At 59.1% G+C, this 14,913-nt stretch carries 18 protein-coding genes and 1 tRNA gene; 9 read left to right on the plus strand and 10 right to left on the minus strand.

Annotated features, from left to right (window positions below; genetic code table 11):
* Nucleotides 1–20: 20 nt before the first annotated feature.
* The gene (locus DXY29_RS10720; protein ID WP_115024977.1) at nt 21–662 is read left to right on the plus strand and encodes a DNA-3-methyladenine glycosylase; all 642 of its coding nucleotides are present in this window, start codon (nt 21–23) and stop codon (nt 660–662) included.
* Nucleotides 659–1,708: an aspartate carbamoyltransferase catalytic subunit gene (locus DXY29_RS10725; protein ID WP_115025061.1), complete on the plus strand. Its 1,050-nt coding sequence runs from the start codon at nt 659–661 to the stop codon at nt 1,706–1,708. Before DXY29_RS10720 ends, DXY29_RS10725 begins: the two co-directional genes overlap by 4 nt.
* Here the strand turns inward: DXY29_RS10725 and DXY29_RS10730 are convergent.
* The 5 genes from DXY29_RS10730 to DXY29_RS10745 all read right to left on the minus strand — a co-directional run bounded on the left by DXY29_RS10730 (nt 1,648) and on the right by DXY29_RS10745 (nt 4,253).
* Nucleotides 1,648–3,162 carry an NAD(P)/FAD-dependent oxidoreductase gene (locus tag DXY29_RS10730; protein WP_115024978.1) on the minus strand — a complete coding sequence of 505 codons (1,515 nt, stop codon included), beginning with the start codon at nt 3,160–3,162 and terminating at the stop codon, nt 1,648–1,650. The two genes, DXY29_RS10725 and DXY29_RS10730, sit on opposite strands and share 61 nt — an antisense overlap.
* Nucleotides 3,163–3,233: 71 nt before the next feature.
* The gene (locus tag DXY29_RS10735) at nt 3,234–3,614 is read right to left on the minus strand and encodes a DUF565 domain-containing protein (protein ID WP_244279373.1); all 381 of its coding nucleotides are present in this window, start codon (nt 3,612–3,614) and stop codon (nt 3,234–3,236) included.
* Between the two features lie 175 nt (nt 3,615–3,789).
* A complete protein-coding gene (locus tag DXY29_RS10740) occupies nt 3,790–3,990 on the minus strand; it encodes a hypothetical protein (protein ID WP_115024980.1) in 201 nt (66 codons plus the stop codon).
* A 44-nt stretch (nt 3,991–4,034) separates the two neighbouring features.
* On the minus strand, nt 4,035–4,172 hold the full coding sequence (locus tag DXY29_RS13565) for a hypothetical protein (protein ID WP_170952199.1): 138 nt from the start codon (nt 4,170–4,172) through the stop codon (nt 4,035–4,037).
* An 8-nt stretch (nt 4,173–4,180) separates the two neighbouring features.
* Nucleotides 4,181–4,253 (minus strand) — tRNA-Ala (locus tag DXY29_RS10745).
* 66 nt (nt 4,254–4,319) lie between these two features.
* On the opposite strand from DXY29_RS10745, the gene DXY29_RS10750 reads away from it, so the two are divergent.
* Together DXY29_RS10750 and coaBC are read left to right on the plus strand one after the other, a co-directional pair.
* A complete protein-coding gene (locus tag DXY29_RS10750; protein WP_115024981.1) occupies nt 4,320–4,520 on the plus strand; it encodes a DUF2555 domain-containing protein in 201 nt (66 codons plus the stop codon).
* Complete coding sequence (gene coaBC, locus DXY29_RS10755; protein ID WP_115024982.1) at nt 4,510–5,796, plus strand: bifunctional phosphopantothenoylcysteine decarboxylase/phosphopantothenate--cysteine ligase CoaBC; 1,287 nt, start codon at nt 4,510–4,512, stop codon at nt 5,794–5,796. Before DXY29_RS10750 ends, coaBC begins: the two co-directional genes overlap by 11 nt.
* On the opposite strand, the gene DXY29_RS10760 is transcribed toward coaBC, so the two are convergent.
* Entirely contained in the window at nt 5,769–6,038 is a 270-nt protein-coding gene (locus DXY29_RS10760; RefSeq protein WP_244279374.1) for a hypothetical protein, read from the minus strand. The two genes, coaBC and DXY29_RS10760, sit on opposite strands and share 28 nt — an antisense overlap.
* 156 nt (nt 6,039–6,194) lie before the next feature.
* On the opposite strand from DXY29_RS10760, the gene DXY29_RS10765 reads away from it, so the two are divergent.
* The 5 genes from DXY29_RS10765 (at nt 6,195) to DXY29_RS10785 (ending at nt 11,402) form a co-directional block, all read left to right on the plus strand.
* Nucleotides 6,195–7,025, plus strand: coding sequence for a photosystem II manganese-stabilizing polypeptide (locus DXY29_RS10765; protein WP_115024984.1), 831 nt, complete (start codon nt 6,195–6,197; stop codon nt 7,023–7,025).
* 107 nt (nt 7,026–7,132) lie between these two features.
* Nucleotides 7,133–8,305, plus strand: a complete 1,173-nt coding sequence (gene sat, locus DXY29_RS10770) for a sulfate adenylyltransferase (protein WP_115024985.1) — start codon at nt 7,133–7,135, stop codon at nt 8,303–8,305.
* 43 nt (nt 8,306–8,348) lie between these two features.
* Nucleotides 8,349–10,199 carry an ATP-dependent zinc metalloprotease FtsH gene (gene ftsH / locus DXY29_RS10775; protein ID WP_115024986.1) on the plus strand — a complete coding sequence of 617 codons (1,851 nt, stop codon included), beginning with the start codon at nt 8,349–8,351 and terminating at the stop codon, nt 10,197–10,199.
* On the plus strand, nt 10,171–10,872 hold the full coding sequence (locus tag DXY29_RS10780; RefSeq protein WP_115024987.1) for a bifunctional 4-hydroxy-2-oxoglutarate aldolase/2-dehydro-3-deoxy-phosphogluconate aldolase: 702 nt from the start codon (nt 10,171–10,173) through the stop codon (nt 10,870–10,872). The genes ftsH and DXY29_RS10780 overlap by 29 nt, the downstream gene beginning before the upstream one ends.
* Nucleotides 10,873–10,934: 62 nt before the next feature.
* Nucleotides 10,935–11,402 (plus strand): hypothetical protein, encoded by a 468-nt coding sequence (locus tag DXY29_RS10785; protein WP_115024988.1) that lies wholly within the window; start codon nt 10,935–10,937, stop codon nt 11,400–11,402.
* 25 nt (nt 11,403–11,427) lie between these two features.
* Here the strand turns inward: DXY29_RS10785 and aroC are convergent, their stop codons facing one another.
* The 4 genes from aroC to DXY29_RS10805 are packed head-to-tail and all read right to left on the minus strand — an operon-like array spanning nt 11,428 to nt 14,802.
* Nucleotides 11,428–12,522 carry a chorismate synthase gene (gene aroC / locus DXY29_RS10790; protein WP_115025062.1) on the minus strand — a complete coding sequence of 365 codons (1,095 nt, stop codon included), beginning with the start codon at nt 12,520–12,522 and terminating at the stop codon, nt 11,428–11,430.
* A 39-nt stretch (nt 12,523–12,561) separates the two neighbouring features.
* Nucleotides 12,562–13,020 carry a cupin domain-containing protein gene (locus DXY29_RS10795; protein WP_115024989.1) on the minus strand — a complete coding sequence of 153 codons (459 nt, stop codon included), beginning with the start codon at nt 13,018–13,020 and terminating at the stop codon, nt 12,562–12,564.
* A complete protein-coding gene (locus DXY29_RS10800; RefSeq protein WP_115024990.1) occupies nt 13,017–13,775 on the minus strand; it encodes an aspartyl/asparaginyl beta-hydroxylase domain-containing protein in 759 nt (252 codons plus the stop codon). The genes DXY29_RS10795 and DXY29_RS10800 overlap by 4 nt, the downstream gene beginning before the upstream one ends.
* Before the next feature lie 43 nt (nt 13,776–13,818).
* The gene (locus tag DXY29_RS10805) at nt 13,819–14,802 is read right to left on the minus strand and encodes a hypothetical protein (RefSeq protein ID WP_115024991.1); all 984 of its coding nucleotides are present in this window, start codon (nt 14,800–14,802) and stop codon (nt 13,819–13,821) included.
* Nucleotides 14,803–14,913 lie beyond the last annotated feature (111 nt).

Raw genomic sequence — 14,913 nt, forward strand, 5'->3', positions numbered from 1 at the left:
GAGTTCAAGCTGGAACCAGCGTGGCCGCCAGCCGGCAGGCTGTCATCGATTTCGTTTCGCTTCCGCTCAGTTTCTTTGCGCGACCAGCTCAGATCGTGGGTCCTGAATTAGTTGGTTGTCGGTTGGTAAAACGCCAAGACGATGGACGCCTTCTCTGGGGCGTGATCGTGGAAACAGAGGCGTATTCCCAGGACGACCCCGCCTGTCATGGTTATCGGCGCAGGACGCCTCAAAACGAAACCCTGTTCGGTGAGCCAGGGCGGTTTTATGTGTATGTGAGCTACGGCATTCACCACTGCGTGAACGTGGTCACCGATCGGGGGGGATGGGCCAACGGTGTGTTGCTGCGCGCGGTGGCCCTTCCTGATGAACCGGAGCGGATCGCGGCAGGCCCCGGTTTGCTCGCGCGACGTTTTGGGCTTGATCGCAGTGATGACAGTTGTCCGGTGACGGGCGAACATGAGGTGTGGATGGCCCTGAGGTCAGACACGTTTGCCAGCCAGGATCTTGTGACAACAACGCGGATCGGCATCTCCCAGGGCGCAGCAACCCCGTGGCGCTGGTATCTGCGGAGTAGTCGCAGTGTCAGCAGGCGAGCCCGGGGTGATCGCATGCCGCCCAAGGCACAGTGCTGGACGCCATCGCTGGAGCAACCTTCATGAGTGGCTGGCCGCATCGGCATGTTCTTGATCTCGCGTCGTTCTCGCGGGAAGACTTCGCTGCGGTGCTTGAGCTGGCCCAGCGGTTTCGTTCGCTTCCGATCACCGGTGCCCGAAAGCTTCCCGCGCTGCAAGGCCGCTTGGTCGCCACGCTGTTCTTTGAACCCAGCACCCGAACCCGCAGCAGTTTTGAGCTGGCGGCCAAACGTCTGTCGGCAGACGTCATGAGCTTTTCACCCTCCAGCAGCTCTCTGAGCAAAGGGGAAAGTGTTCTCGACACGGCGCGCACCTACGTGGCCATGGGGGCCGACGTGTTGGTGGTGCGCCACCGCTCTACCGGTGTGCCGCAGCAACTGGCGTTGGAGCTGCAGCAGATGGGTGAACGCACCGTCGTGCTCAATGGTGGTGATGGTCTCCACAGCCATCCCAGTCAGGGACTGCTGGATCTGCTCACCTTGGCTCGGCATTTCTCCCCTCAGCACCCCATGCCGGAATCGCTGCAGGGACGCCGCATTGTGATCGTCGGCGACATTCTTCACTCGCGGGTGGCCCGTTCCAATCTCTGGGCTTTGACGGCCTGTGGAGCTGATGTGGTCTTGTGTGGTCCGCCGAGCCTCGTCCCAGTGGATTTTGCGGCCTTCGTTGATGCTCCTCCCCCAGGTCTGCTCAAGGATCCGGTGCAGCAGCGGGGCAAGGTCAGTGTGATACGGCGCCTGGAGCATGCGCTGCCAGGAGCTGATGCCGTGATGACACTGCGGCTTCAGAAGGAACGGATGGGCCAGCAGTTGCTCACCAGCCTGGAGCGCTACCACCGCGACTTCGGACTGAGCCATGAGCGCATGCAGCTCTGCGGTCAGCAGGTTCCAGTTCTGCATCCTGGTCCGGTGAACCGAGGCGTTGAATTGACCGGGTCGCTCTTGGATGACCCACGCGTCAGCCTGGTGGAAGAGCAGGTCAGGAACGGCGTGCCAACCCGGATGGCCTTGCTTTATTTAATGGCTGCCTCTGAATCCGCCACGGAGGCTTCCTTGGTGTCGAGCAGCTCCTGAGTTTGAGGGAGGCCAGTGAGTTGGTGGGCGTAGTAGTCCATCGCTGCCTTGAGGGCAGCATCGGGTTCGGCGATTGACGGGCCCGTTCCGCTGGCCATCGGGAAATGAGCATCTTCTGCATCAAGGGCCAGATGCTGGCTGGGCATGCCTGTGAGCAGAACGGAGGCACGTTGCCGGGTCGCCAGTGCATACAGCCATTTGATGCTCAAGGTGATTCGGTTCTCTCTGTTCGGTATCAAGGCCAGGTGAACGATGGCCCACAGCAGCAGGCCCAGCCTTCCTGAAAATTTGAAGCCCTGCAGGTCGGCAACGGCACTGCCATGAACCACAGCCATGCTGCCGAAATCGACGTAGCGAAACGTGGGGCGGGCGTGTCCTGCCACGATCGCGGCAATGTCCTTGCCGATGAACGTGCCGGCCTGTTTTGCGGGAGCCGCCATTCCCGGAAGCGGCTTGCCATTCACGGTGTGGCTGTAGCTGCAGAGATCTCCTGCGATCCGGATCTCAGGGTGGCTCGGGATCGAGAAGTCGGGGTTGACCACGACCCGTCCACCGCGATCGACCTCGCAACCGGTTGCATTCGTCAGCTTCTGCCCCAGATGCGATGCCTTTACGCCAGCGGTCCAGATCACCGTTGCAGCTTGGACCCGAACGTCTCCATTGGGTCCACCGATCACAACCTCTCCGGGCCGCATGGTTTGGACGCGGCTCTCCGGCATGTATTCGATGCCATCTGCCTCCAAGGCTTTCAGGGCCCTCTCGGAGAGCTCAGCCGGCATCGCTTTAAGCACCCTGTCGCCGGGATCCACCAACACGATCCGCGTTTTCTGGGGATCCAGCTGCTTGAAAGCATCGTTCAAGGCCCACCGCATCAGCTCTGAAACGGCACCAGCCATTTCGCAGCCACTGGGCCCAGCTCCAACGATCACCACCGTTTGCAGGAACTGACGAGCCTTGGGATTCGGTGTCTGTTCTGCCTGCTCCATCGCCATCAGCAGACGGCGGCGTATCTCCTCAGCGTGCTCGAGGATTTTCATCGGGGGCGCAAATGTGCGCCAGTCTTCGTGGCCGAAATAGGTGCTGCCCGATCCTGTGGCCAGGATCAGATGGTCATAGCTGTAGGCCTTGCCGTTGAACACAATCTGTTTGCCCTTCGGGTTCACCGTGGTGACCTCCCCCAGCAACACCTGCACGTTCTCTTGTTTGCCCACCAGTTCGCGCAGAGGCGTGGCCACATCACTCCTTGAGACCAATCCGGTGGCCACCTGATAAAGCAGCGGCTGGAATAGGTTGAAGTTGCGCTTGTCAATCAAGGTGATGCGCACATCGGCATTGGCCAGGGCCTTGCAGGCATGCACCCCGGCAAAGCCGCCGCCGACGATGACCACATGCGGGGCATGACGCAAGCGCTCGGCAGGTGGTTCAAGCTCCAGGAAGTAATGGTTGCTTGCCATCTGCAGCCCGGGGGATTCTTCCCGAAGGGTATGAACCGCAATCTCTTTTGTCTGCTTTGAACGGTTCCGCTTCAGATCAGCTTGAACCCTTCGAGAAAAAGACCGTAGAGAAAGCCAATGCGACCGAGATCCAGCAGTTGCTGCGGCAGTTTCAGCGAGGGCTTTGAACTGCGTCGTCGTCGAATCGTGAGTTCAGCGCCCAGCACCACAAGAAGTGCAGCCACTGGGTCCATTTGACCGAGAGCACCGGCGACGGAGGTGAGCGCGCTACCGATCAGAAATCCGATCAGGCCTGCAAGGGCCAATAAAGACAATCTCCGCCAGGGATTGCGTGACCAGCGATCCAGTCTCTGGATTGCTGTACCAACGTTGGTTTGCAATCGGGTGGATTGGAGCCGTCGCACGGCATTGATTTCGGGGGAAGAGGCAGGGTTGAATCCAGTGATCCCCATCACCCGGCCATGCCCCTGCCGCATCCTGTCTACACCACACCTAGGCAGTGTGCAGGCATCAGACACTACTGATAGCAGATTTCAATAAAAAACCCGGGACGAGCCCGGGCCAAGTGATGGGGACTGGCGAAGCAAAGCCAGCGTTGGAGGCTTTGGCAAGCGCTTGCGCTGCAGGCTATTTAGTCTCAGCTTTCGCTTTTCTGGACGCTTTGCCTTCGAGGAGCTCCAGCAGCGCTTCCATTTGAGCCATCACACCCCGCACTTCGCCAGCCTCGGGCAGTAAACCGTCTTCCATCACGCCCTGGTGCATTTCACGCAGTTCCTGGCGGATGTAGCGCAGATGACTAACGACCTGCTCTCGCTTCGATTGCGACATCGGCTACAGGGGGATTACTTAACACCCTTTTACCTCATAAAGGGTCACATCCGGCGTGATGGGGCGCGACTTATCGCACCGGCAGCGGCAAGGAGTGCGAAGGTCAGGAGGGCTGTTGGTCGTGCCACGGTGCTGAACAGCACAAGGACGAACAGGCCGATCAGTGGAAGGCGACGCTGCAAAAACGCAGTGGAGAATAGGGGATTCGAACCCCTGACCTCTGCGGTGCGATCGCAGCGCTCTACCAACTGAGCTAATTCCCCGGATGGCTAACGCTAGCTGGCACAGCCTGCGTCAAAATGTCATCAATAGCGTCTGATGACTGCTTGATGCTCACGCAGGAACGGCTGGATGCTTTTGACGAGACGTCGACGGCAGAACTTGCCCGTCGCCTCGAAGAGGACGACTATCCCTCGCCATTCGACAGCTTGTCTGACTGGCACCTTCTTCGTGCGCTGGCCATCCACCGCCCCGAACTGATCCTGCCTTACCACCACCTGGTGGACCAGGAACCCTTCGATGAGGACTGACAAGGCGTCTTCGCTCTACGGGCGGCGTGTGCTGGTGGCCGTCAGCGGCAGTATTGCTGCGGTGAAAACGCCGTTGTTGGTGAGTGCCCTGGTCAAGGCTGGCGCAGAAGTTCGCTGCCTTGTCACCCCGGGTGGTGCTGCGTTGGTGAGCCCCGTTGCTCTGGCAAGCCTGAGCCGCCATCGCTGTTACCTCGAAGCGGACCAGTGGCACCCAACGGCGCCCCGGCCGCTTCATATCGAATTGGCCGAATGGGCGGAGTTGACCATCGTCGCGCCCTTGAGTGCAAGCAGCATGGCGCGCTGGAGCCAGGGTTCAGCGGATGGACTGCTCGCCAGCGTCTTGTTGGCAACGGAAGGTCCTGTTATCGCGGCCCCCGCAATGAACACCGCCATGTGGCGCCATCCTGCGGTGCAACGGAACTGGCTGCAGATCCAAGAGTTCCCCAAGGTGATCCCTCTGCTGCCGGTGTCCGGTCTCCTGGCCTGCGATCGCGTCGGTGATGGGCGAATGGCCGACCCGACCTTGATTCAGTTGGCGGCGGAATCTGTCTTCAGCCGAGGCCCTGATGCCCCTGTCGCTACCCGTGATTGGTCGGGGATTTCTCTTCTGGTCTCGGCTGGACCAACTCAGGAGACCATTGATGCGGCCCGTTTTTTGAGCAACCGCAGCAGCGGTCGAATGGGAGTGCTCCTGGCGCAAGCTGCACGGTTCAGAGGGGCAACCGTGCAGTTGGTGCATGGTCCGTTGGATCTCCCCGATGCCTGGCTTGAGGGGTTGCAATGCACGCCGGTCGAGAGTGCGGCTGAGCTCAGCTCAGAACTGCAACTGGCATTACCGACGTCTGATGTGCTTGTGATGGCTGCCGCTGTCGCTGACCTTCGGCGGGAAGCTGCCTCTGAGGAAAAAATGCCCAAAAAGCAGCTTCAGGATGTTTTGTCGTCCGGTTGGACCGAAGTGCCTGATTTGCTGTCAAATCTGACCCGTCAACGCCGCCCTGGACAGTTAGTTCTCGGATTCTCAGCGCTAACTGGTGATGACACGCATCTGTTGGAGAAGGCTGAGAGCAAGCGCCTGGAGAAGGGCTGTGATCTGATGATGGTGAATCCCGTAGACCGTGATGGTCAGGGTTTTGGTAACCAACCGAATGGAGGTTGGTTGTTGGGGGAAGGTTGGAACCGGAACCTGCCTGTGACGACAAAGCTGACGCTTTCCCACCAGCTGTTGGATGCCTTGCTCAAACTTCGAGATCAGGCCGCGGCGTTGGTGGAGTCCTGACCGAGCAGGTCGATGAAGGTGCGCAGCTGAAGCCTTGGGATGTAAGGCCAGCCGCCGTTTTTCTCCATGCCCTGCAGCAATGTGAACAATTTCTGGCGGTTTTCGGGAAGGCTCTGGCGGAATGGACCGTCTTGAACGTCCCGATGCAGGGCTTCAAGTTCGCGCAGCAGGATGAGAAGTGCTTCCGGATTTTCCCGCAACTCTTCTGCCAGCTCGCCCAGGGCGGCCAGCGAAGGAGCCATCCTTTCCTTGGTCGAGGCTGGATCGTTTGAGGTCACGCGCTTTCGACAAGTTGTTTAGAGCTGCAAAAGGCTAGCCCTGTCCCCATTTTTCGCCCTGTAGGATCCTGATTCGACGGCATTCCGTCCCCATTAGCGTTCAGCCGACTGGCTTTTTCCATGCGCATTCGTCCTCTGCTGGCCGTCGTGCTGGCGCTCTGCCTCGCGTTTTTCACCACGGCCTGTAGCGGCGACAGTCAAGCTGTTCAGCGTGGTGCCTCCAATGTCACCTACGACGACATCCACAACACCGGCAAAGCCAACGATTGCCCCACCATTGGGGACTCAGCTCGTGGCTCGATTCCTTTGACTGCTGGTGGGAGCTACGAGCTTCGCGAGATCTGTATGCATCCTGTTCAGGTCTACGCAAAGGAAGAGCCCAAGAACATTCGTCAGCAGGCTGAATTCGTCGAGGGCAAAATCCTGACCCGCTACACGTCCAGTCTCGACTCTGTTTTCGGAGATCTCACCGTCACAAAGGAAGGGCTCCAATTCCAGGAGAAGGGCGGTATCGACTTTCAGCCGATCACTGTTCTGGTGCCCGGTGGTGAGGAGTTCCCCTTCACCTTCTCCAGTAAGTCTCTCAACGCGACTGCTGAAGGTGCTGCTCTGACCACCAGCACAGACTTCGAGGGCACCTATCGCACGCCGAGCTACCGCACCAGCAATTTCATCGATCCCAAGGGTCGTGCTCTCACCACCGGTGTTCAGTACGCCCAGGGACTTGTAGCCCTTGGTGGCGATGACGAGAAACTCGAGAAGGACAACAACAAGCGTTATATCGATGGCGTTGGAACAATGAGCCTCTCCATCACCCAGGTTGATCCTGAAACAGGTGAATTTGCAGGCGTCTTCAGCGCCATCCAGCCCTCCGACTCCGATATGGGTGGTCGTGAAGTGGTCGATATCAAAATCACCGGCGAGCTGTATGGCCGCCTTGAAGAGGCCTGATAGCACGCACCACAACAGGTTTCATAAGGGGGCTTAGGCCCCTTTTTTTTTGATCCGTTGCAATCCTCCGGTGATCTGGGAGAATCGCCCGATCTTTGTTTGAAGTCATGACCGCCAGTGCTTCCGCTCCCGCCCAGCGATCCGGTGTGATCGCTCCCTACGGCGGAACTCTGGTTGATCTGATGGTGGCTGATGCGGATTGTGCCGCCGTGAAAGCCTCCGCAACCAAAACGATCGAGTGCTCCGATCGCAACGCTTGCGATGTTGAGCTGCTCTGCGTTGGTGGTTTCTCACCCTTGCGTGGGTTCATGCACCAGGAGGACTACAACTCAGTCGTCAATGGTCATCGTCTTGCTGCAGGTCAGCTGTTCGGCCTGCCGATCGTCATGGACACCGATCGCGATGACGTCGCGGTCGGTGACACATTGCTTCTGACCTACAAGGGCCAGGATCTGGCTGTTCTCGAGGTGGAGGACAAGTGGGAGCCCGACAAAGTGGCCGAAGCCAAGGGTTGCTACGGCACCACCTCCATTGAGCATCCTGCGGTGCGGATGATCACCATGGAGCGCAAGCGCTTCTATCTGGGTGGAAGCCTCAAGGGTCTCGCTCTCCCCGAGCGGGTGTTCCCCTGCAAGACCCCGGCAGAGGTGCGGGCAGGGCTGCCTGAAGGTGAAGACGTGGTGGCGTTCCAGTGCCGTAACCCCATTCACCGCGCTCACTACGAATTGTTCACCCGTGCTTTGCACGCACAGAACGTCAGCGACAACGCTGTGGTGCTGGTCCATCCGACCTGTGGCCCCACGCAGCAGGACGACATCCCCGGTGCCGTTCGCTTCCAGACCTATGAGCGTCTTGCCGCTGAAGTCAACAACGACAGCATTCGCTGGGCCTATCTGCCCTACGCGATGCATATGGCAGGCCCGCGTGAAGCCCTTCAGCACATGATCATCCGCCGTAACTACGGATGCACTCACTTCATCATTGGCCGCGATATGGCGGGCTGCAAATCGTCTCTGACCGGTGACGACTTCTACGGCCCCTACGACGCTCAGAACTTCGCCAAGGAGTGTGCGCCCGAGCTCACGATGGAAACGGTTCCTTCGCTGAACCTCGTCTACACCCAGGAAGAGGGTTATGTGACGGCGGAGCACGCCGAAGCCCGTGGGCTGCACGTGAAGAAGCTCAGTGGCACCCAGTTCCGCAAGATGCTGCGCGGCGGGGAGGAAATTCCCGAATGGTTCGCCTTCAAGAGCGTGGTTGAGGTGCTCCGCGCTTCCTGAAGACTGAGAACCCGTTAACATTCCTTCATCTACGAGGTGGCCTGTGAACAAGCGTTGGCGAAATATCGGTCTCGGGGCCCTTCTGGTCTTGGCGATCGTTGTGATTGCACCAGCGTTCATTGGTGGTGGTGGTGGCAGCCAGCCCCAGGTGAACACCATGCGCTACAGCGAGTTCGTTGAGGCGGTGAAGGATGACCAGATCAGCCGTGTGCTGATTGCGCCCGATCAGGGCACGGCTCAGGTGGTCGAAAACGACGGCCGCCGTGCCCAGGTCAATCTGGCTCCCGATCGTGAGCTGCTCGGCTTGCTGACCGAACACAGCGTTGATATCGCTGTTCAACCCTCTCGCCAGACACCTGGTTGGCAGCAGGCAGCTGGAAGCTTGATCTTCCCGATCCTTTTGCTTGGCGGTCTGTTCTTTCTCTTCCGTCGCGCCCAAGGCGGTGGCGGAGGTAATCCCGCCATGCAGTTCGGCAAAAGCAAGGCAAGGGTCCAGATGGAACCCTCCACCCAGGTGACCTTCACCGATGTTGCCGGTATTGAAGGCGCGAAGCTTGAACTCACTGAGGTCGTCGATTTCCTCAAGAACCCCGATCGTTTCACAGCTGTCGGCGCCAAGATTCCAAAGGGTGTCTTGCTTGTGGGTCCTCCGGGAACCGGCAAGACCCTGCTCGCCAAGGCCGTGGCTGGTGAAGCAGGTGTTCCCTTCTTCTCCATCTCTGGCTCAGAGTTCGTCGAAATGTTTGTCGGCGTTGGTGCTAGCCGCGTTCGCGATCTCTTCGAGCAAGCGAAGAAAAACGCCCCTTGCATCGTCTTCATCGACGAGATCGATGCTGTCGGTCGCCAGCGTGGCGCAGGCCTAGGTGGTGGCAACGACGAACGCGAGCAGACGTTGAACCAGCTCCTCACGGAGATGGATGGCTTCGAGGGCAACACCGGCATCATCATCGTGGCGGCCACCAACCGCCCCGATGTGCTGGATGCAGCTTTGATGCGCCCCGGTCGTTTTGATCGTCAGGTCACTGTTGATCGCCCCGACTATTCCGGACGCCTACAAATTCTTGGTGTCCACGCCCGTGGCAAAACGTTGGCCAAGGATGTCGATCTCGACAAGGTTGCTCGTCGGACACCCGGCTACACCGGTGCTGATCTGGCCAATCTCCTCAACGAAGCCGCCATCCTCGCGGCCCGTCGTGAACTCACGGAAGTGAGCAACGACGAGATCAGCGATGCCATTGAACGGGTCATGGCTGGTCCGGAGAAAAAGGATCGCGTGATGAGCGAACGTCGTGCCCGTCTGGTCGCCTATCACGAGGCAGGTCATGCTCTCGTGGGTGCCCTGATGCCTGACTACGACCCTGTCCAGAAGATCTCCATCATTCCCCGTGGCAATGCTGGTGGTTTGACGTTCTTCACCCCCAGTGAGGAGCGAATGGAGTCGGGTCTGTATTCGAGGGCTTACCTCCAGAACCAGATGGCTGTTGCCCTCGGTGGTCGGGTCGCTGAAGAAATCGTCTACGGCGAAGACGAGGTCACCACGGGTGCCTCCAACGACCTTCAGCAGGTCGCTTCGACGGCACGTCAGATGATCACCCGCTTTGGCATGAGCGACGAGTTGGGGCCAGTGGCACTGGGCCGTGCTCAGGGCGGCATGTTCCTCGGCCGCGATATTGCGGCCGAGCGCGATTTCTCTGAGGAAACCGCCGCGATGATCGATAAGGAGGTCTCTGAGCTGGTGGACGTGGCCTACAAGCGCGCCACCAAGGTTCTCGTCGACAACCGCGTCGTTCTCGATGAATTGGCGGAGATGCTTGTTGAGCAGGAGACTGTTGACGCTGAAGAGCTTCAGGAGCTTCTGATCAAACGTGACGTCCGGATCGCCGAATACGTCTGATTTCGATTCATCATCCAACCCTTGGCTGGTGCGGCAGGAGCTCTTCGTGGCATCCCTGCAGCACCAGCCTCTTTTGTTGGTGGTACGACCCGAGCCCGACGACCTGAGGCCTTCATCATCCGGTTCTTCTCTGTTGGACCAAGTGCTGCAGCTTCACGCTGCAGGTCTTCGCCATCTCGAGGTGGCCTGGCTTGACCAGCCGGGTTGGGGCGAGTTCATGCAACGGGTTCAGGATCAATGTCCCGGTTTGAATCTGGGAGCGGCTTCGGTGACCTCTCCTCAGGCGCTCAATGATCTGTCATGCCTGAACCTCAGCTATGCCATGGCTCCTTGCTGGTCTCCAGAGCTAGTGGAGCAAGCCAGGGAGGTTGGAGTCTTGTTGGTGCCTGGCGTCTTTAGCCCTACGGAAGTGCATCAGGCCCTGCGCTTCGGATGTCGTGTCGTCAAGCTGTTTCCCGCAGCCAACCTTGGGCCCGGGTACTGGGGGCGATTGCATGCGCCTCTCGGCCCCTTGCCCTTCGTGATCGCTGCGGGTGGCCTTGATGTGGGTGATATTCCTGTTTGGCTTGAGGCTGGTCATGGTGCCGTGGCCCTGGGGCGCAAGGTTGTGGGCTCGCCGCCTGCTTTTCAAGCACTTCTCGACTGGTTGCGCCAATCGACAACTCAGCCTTGACGTCACCGACTTGTTGACATGCGTCCAAGATGCTACAGATGAGATAGCTATCTAACTGCGTCATGTCGCAGCTCACGATCAAGCTCAGCGACAAGGCCGATGCCCTGATCGCTCAGCTTCAGAAGGAGATCTTCAATCGCCGGCGCAAAAAGGTTTCTGCTGCAGGGGTTGTGGAGACTTTGGTTGAAAGTGGTGCAAAATCGCAGTCAGACAAGCGCTTTGCCACGTCCTGGACGAATTTGATCAAGGACATCGAGAAGGCAGCCAAGCTCTCCTATGCCCACGGCAGCAAACCCTCCACTCTCAGTGATGAGGAATGGGCTCTCGTGCTGAGCCATCGCAGTCGTGCCACGACCGGTAAGGCACGCCGGACGGTGAAGAAAACGATGGCTGCCAAAAAACCTGCCTCAGCCAAGGCGCAGGCCAGCAAAAAGCCCGCTCGACGCACTCGGACCCGCAGCGCGGCGAAGGCGAAAAGCGTTGGAGTGGTCGTTAGCTCCAACGGCAGTGCAGCTGTGGCTTCCGTCTGATGTCACTTGAGCTGACGTGAGCTGCTCACCAAAGGCTGCATTGCCCCTGCTGCCTCAACAGGTGATCAGCAAGAACGAGCGCCACCATGGCCTCCACCATCGGCACGGCCCGGGGCAGAACGCAGGGGTCGTGCCGTCCTTTCCCCGCAAGCGTGGTGGCCTTGCCATCGGAATCGATGGTTTGCTGCTCTTTGCGGATCGTCGCCGTTGGCTTGAAGGCCACCCGGATCACAATCGGCTCGCCGTTGCTGATTCCCCCTTGGATGCCACCGGAGTTGTTGGTTGCGGTCTTCAGACGACCATCGTCGCTCGGTAGAAAGGCATCGTTGTGCTCGCTGCCCTTCAGCAACGTGCCATTGAAACCGGAACCAATTTCGAACCCTTTGGTTGCGGGCAGCGACATCACCGCTTTGGCGAGGTCGGCTTCAAGCTTGTCGAACACCGGCATTCCCAAGCCAATGGCGGGATGGCGCACCACGCATTCGATCACCCCACCGCAGGAATCTCCTTCGCGGCCGATGGCTTCAATCCGCTGAATCATCTGCTCGGCCACCGCTGGATCGGGACAGCGCACGATGTTGGATTCCACGTCGCTCAGCTGAACCTCCTGCGGGTCGATCCCGGAGGCTTCGATGTTGTGGATCCTCTTGACCCAGGCCAGGATTTCAGTCCCTGAGGACTGTTTCAGCAGCTGCTTTGCGATCGCACCCGCAGCGACGCGCCCGATCGTTTCCCGCGCTGACGCACGACCTCCACCGCTGCGCGCCTGGATGCCGTATTTGGCTTGATATGTGGCATCGGCATGGGATGGCCGAAAGGCGACCGCCATGTCCTTGTAATCCCCCGGGCGTTGGTCCTTGTTGCGCACGACCATGGCGATCGGGGTCCCCAGGGTGGTTTCTCCATCCAGTAGGCCACTGAGGACTTCCACCTGATCCGCTTCTTTTCGCGGGGTTGTGATGTGGCTTTGCCCAGGCTTCCGTCGATCCAGGTCGGCCTGAATTGACGCGACACTGAGGTTGAGCCGTGGTGGACAGCCCTCCACAATCACGCCCACTCCTCCCCCGTGGGATTCACCGAAGGTGCTGATCCGGAAGAGGTCGCCGAAGCTGCTGCCCATGGCCATTGATCGATGCGATGAGGCTACGAAGCCATCGGTTCAGATCAACTCCGGATGGGGCAATTTCAGACGGTCTGTCGTGGGTTGTTGCCGAGCCATCTCGAAATCCAAGAAGTCAAATCCCGGACCAACACAACAGCTCACCAGGGTGTACTCACCCAGACTGCGCGCCGCCTGCCAGGCATTGGCTGGAACCACCTGAACAGGGTTTGATGCATTCAGTGGGTCCCGTTGCAGTGCTGTGCCATTCGCCTGGCACTGAAAGAGCTCCAGAGTGGCTCCATCAATGTGCGTCCAGGCTTCGTCGGCACCGATCACGCGATGCCAGCAACTGATGGCACCGGCTGGCAGCAAAAAGAGAATGGCCGTCAATGCCGATCGCTCGGCCCCGTCTTGGCGTTGAACCTGCTCCGGGCTGCGATGCAACTCGCGGTACCAACCTCCCTCCGGATGGGGAATCAACTGCAGCTGTTGGATCAGGGTCTCCACTTGGTTCATTGCAGACCTGCGCGCTGGCGCATGTTCTGGACGTGCTGCCAGATCTGAGCCACCCAGAGGAAGATCCAGCTCATCCCGATCAGCCAAATCGGTTGATCCTTGCGAAAGACGTCGAACAGCAACACCACTCTTGGCTGGTTGGAGCGATTGATGGCTGAGTGCAAGAAGGTGTCATCCCAGAGAAATCCCTCACCTTCCTTCAGGTAATAGTTCTGGCCATCAATCATCAGCTCGCAGGAACTTCGGCCGTCACCAAAATTCTCCACATACAAAGGCAGGTGATACCTCCAAACCCCTTTGAAGGGCCCTTTGTGAGGCCTCAGCACCTTCCCCGGGGGGAACAGGCTCACGGCAGCTGAAACGACGTCGGGGTGGTGCTGCAGAAAGTTCCGCAGAGAAGGGATCAGCGCCTGATTGGCGGGGTAGTTGTAGCCATAGCCCCGCAAGGGGAGCATTCCCCAGACTTTGCGGTCGAATTCATACAGCGTGCGCTGCTGTTGCATGATTTCGTGGTTGGCCGGCAGGCGCCCCGATAGGGCGACCTCCAGAGTTTCCTGACGGATCTGCTTGTAGGACTCCAACAGCTGCCGATGGGCTGGGAAGCCATCGTCCGCTGCAACCACCGCTGGATTGTGCAGGGATTGTTCGTAGCACCAGCGTGCGATCTCACGCCAGAACCGGTAATGCCATGGACCCCAGCGAATCACGCGTTGGATTGGATTGCGTTGTTTCCGCTTGGCCGTTGGGCTGCTCACGCTCTGCCGCTTCTCTTGACCGAGGAGCTTTGCATGCTGATGCCTACTTGGGTGGGATCAAGGCCCTCAGCGTGCGCCAGCCCCGCCGCAGGGTTGTGGCCCAGTCATCGCTGCCGCGGCGGATCAGCCGCGTGGAGGGATAGAGCGGGGTGGTTTCGCCGAGATCGGGCCAGTTGGTGATGGAGCCGTTGTCGAGAATGACAGCGCAGGGAATGCCTAAGGCACCAGCCAGATGCGCTGTGGTGTTGCTGATGGTCAATACGCCGCGTACTCCGGCCACTTGTCTGGCGAATCCATCCAGATCAACCATTTGGTCGATGGATTGTGATGAGCGAATGCGTTGTCCACTCAGCTCCCGTAAGGCTTTGATGCGAGCCGGTTTCTCCAGGTATTGAAGCGACTGAATCGGTTGTCGAATGGTCCGGAGAACTGAAGCCCAGTCTTCGACAGCGGGCATTCGATCCTTCTTGTTTCTTGATTTGGAAAACCAGCTGATGCCGATGCCCTTGGGTTCCTCCTCTGCGGTTGTGGGAGCCGTCAGTGTTCGGAAGCCATGCTGCAGCTGTTGCTCATCGGCTCCAAACCAGTAGGCAAGCCGTTCTTGGGCTGCCATGTGGGATAGCCCGACCTGGTTCTGTCTTCCATCAGGTCTGCAGCAGACAACCCCAGGGAAGCTCCTTTCGATGAGTGGATGGAGTCGTGGATCCGTTAAGACGACGACCTGGGCGACGTGGGCCTTTAGGTCACCGATAAATCTCAGGATCCGCAACTCGTCACCCAGATCCCGGGTGGTTGGCAGCACAAGAACTCCCTCGCAGCTCTCATCTGGACCTGGCCAAATCGGGAGTTGGTGATCGGTGGTTGCCTCAGATGCCCGTGCCAGAGCGAACCAGCAATCCCTGTAGCAGCGGGCCCGCTCAAAGCGGTTACCGATCGTGCGAAGACGGCTCCACTTTTGAGCTGCTATCGCTGACTCAGCCTGCTCGGCGATGACCTGTCTGGTTGCGTTGCTGGCTTTGTTGTCCATGCCAGGTCGCTATTGATCGGAACCTTACGGAATCAAGGCGAGCAAGAGCAGCATCACAACAAAAAGCCCCCTCGAGAGAGGGGGCTTTCCGATTCAGTTGATCTGAATCGT

This window comes from Synechococcus sp. UW69 (assembly GCF_900474185.1).
In the GTDB taxonomy this organism is placed as follows: domain Bacteria; phylum Cyanobacteriota; class Cyanobacteriia; order PCC-6307; family Cyanobiaceae; genus Parasynechococcus.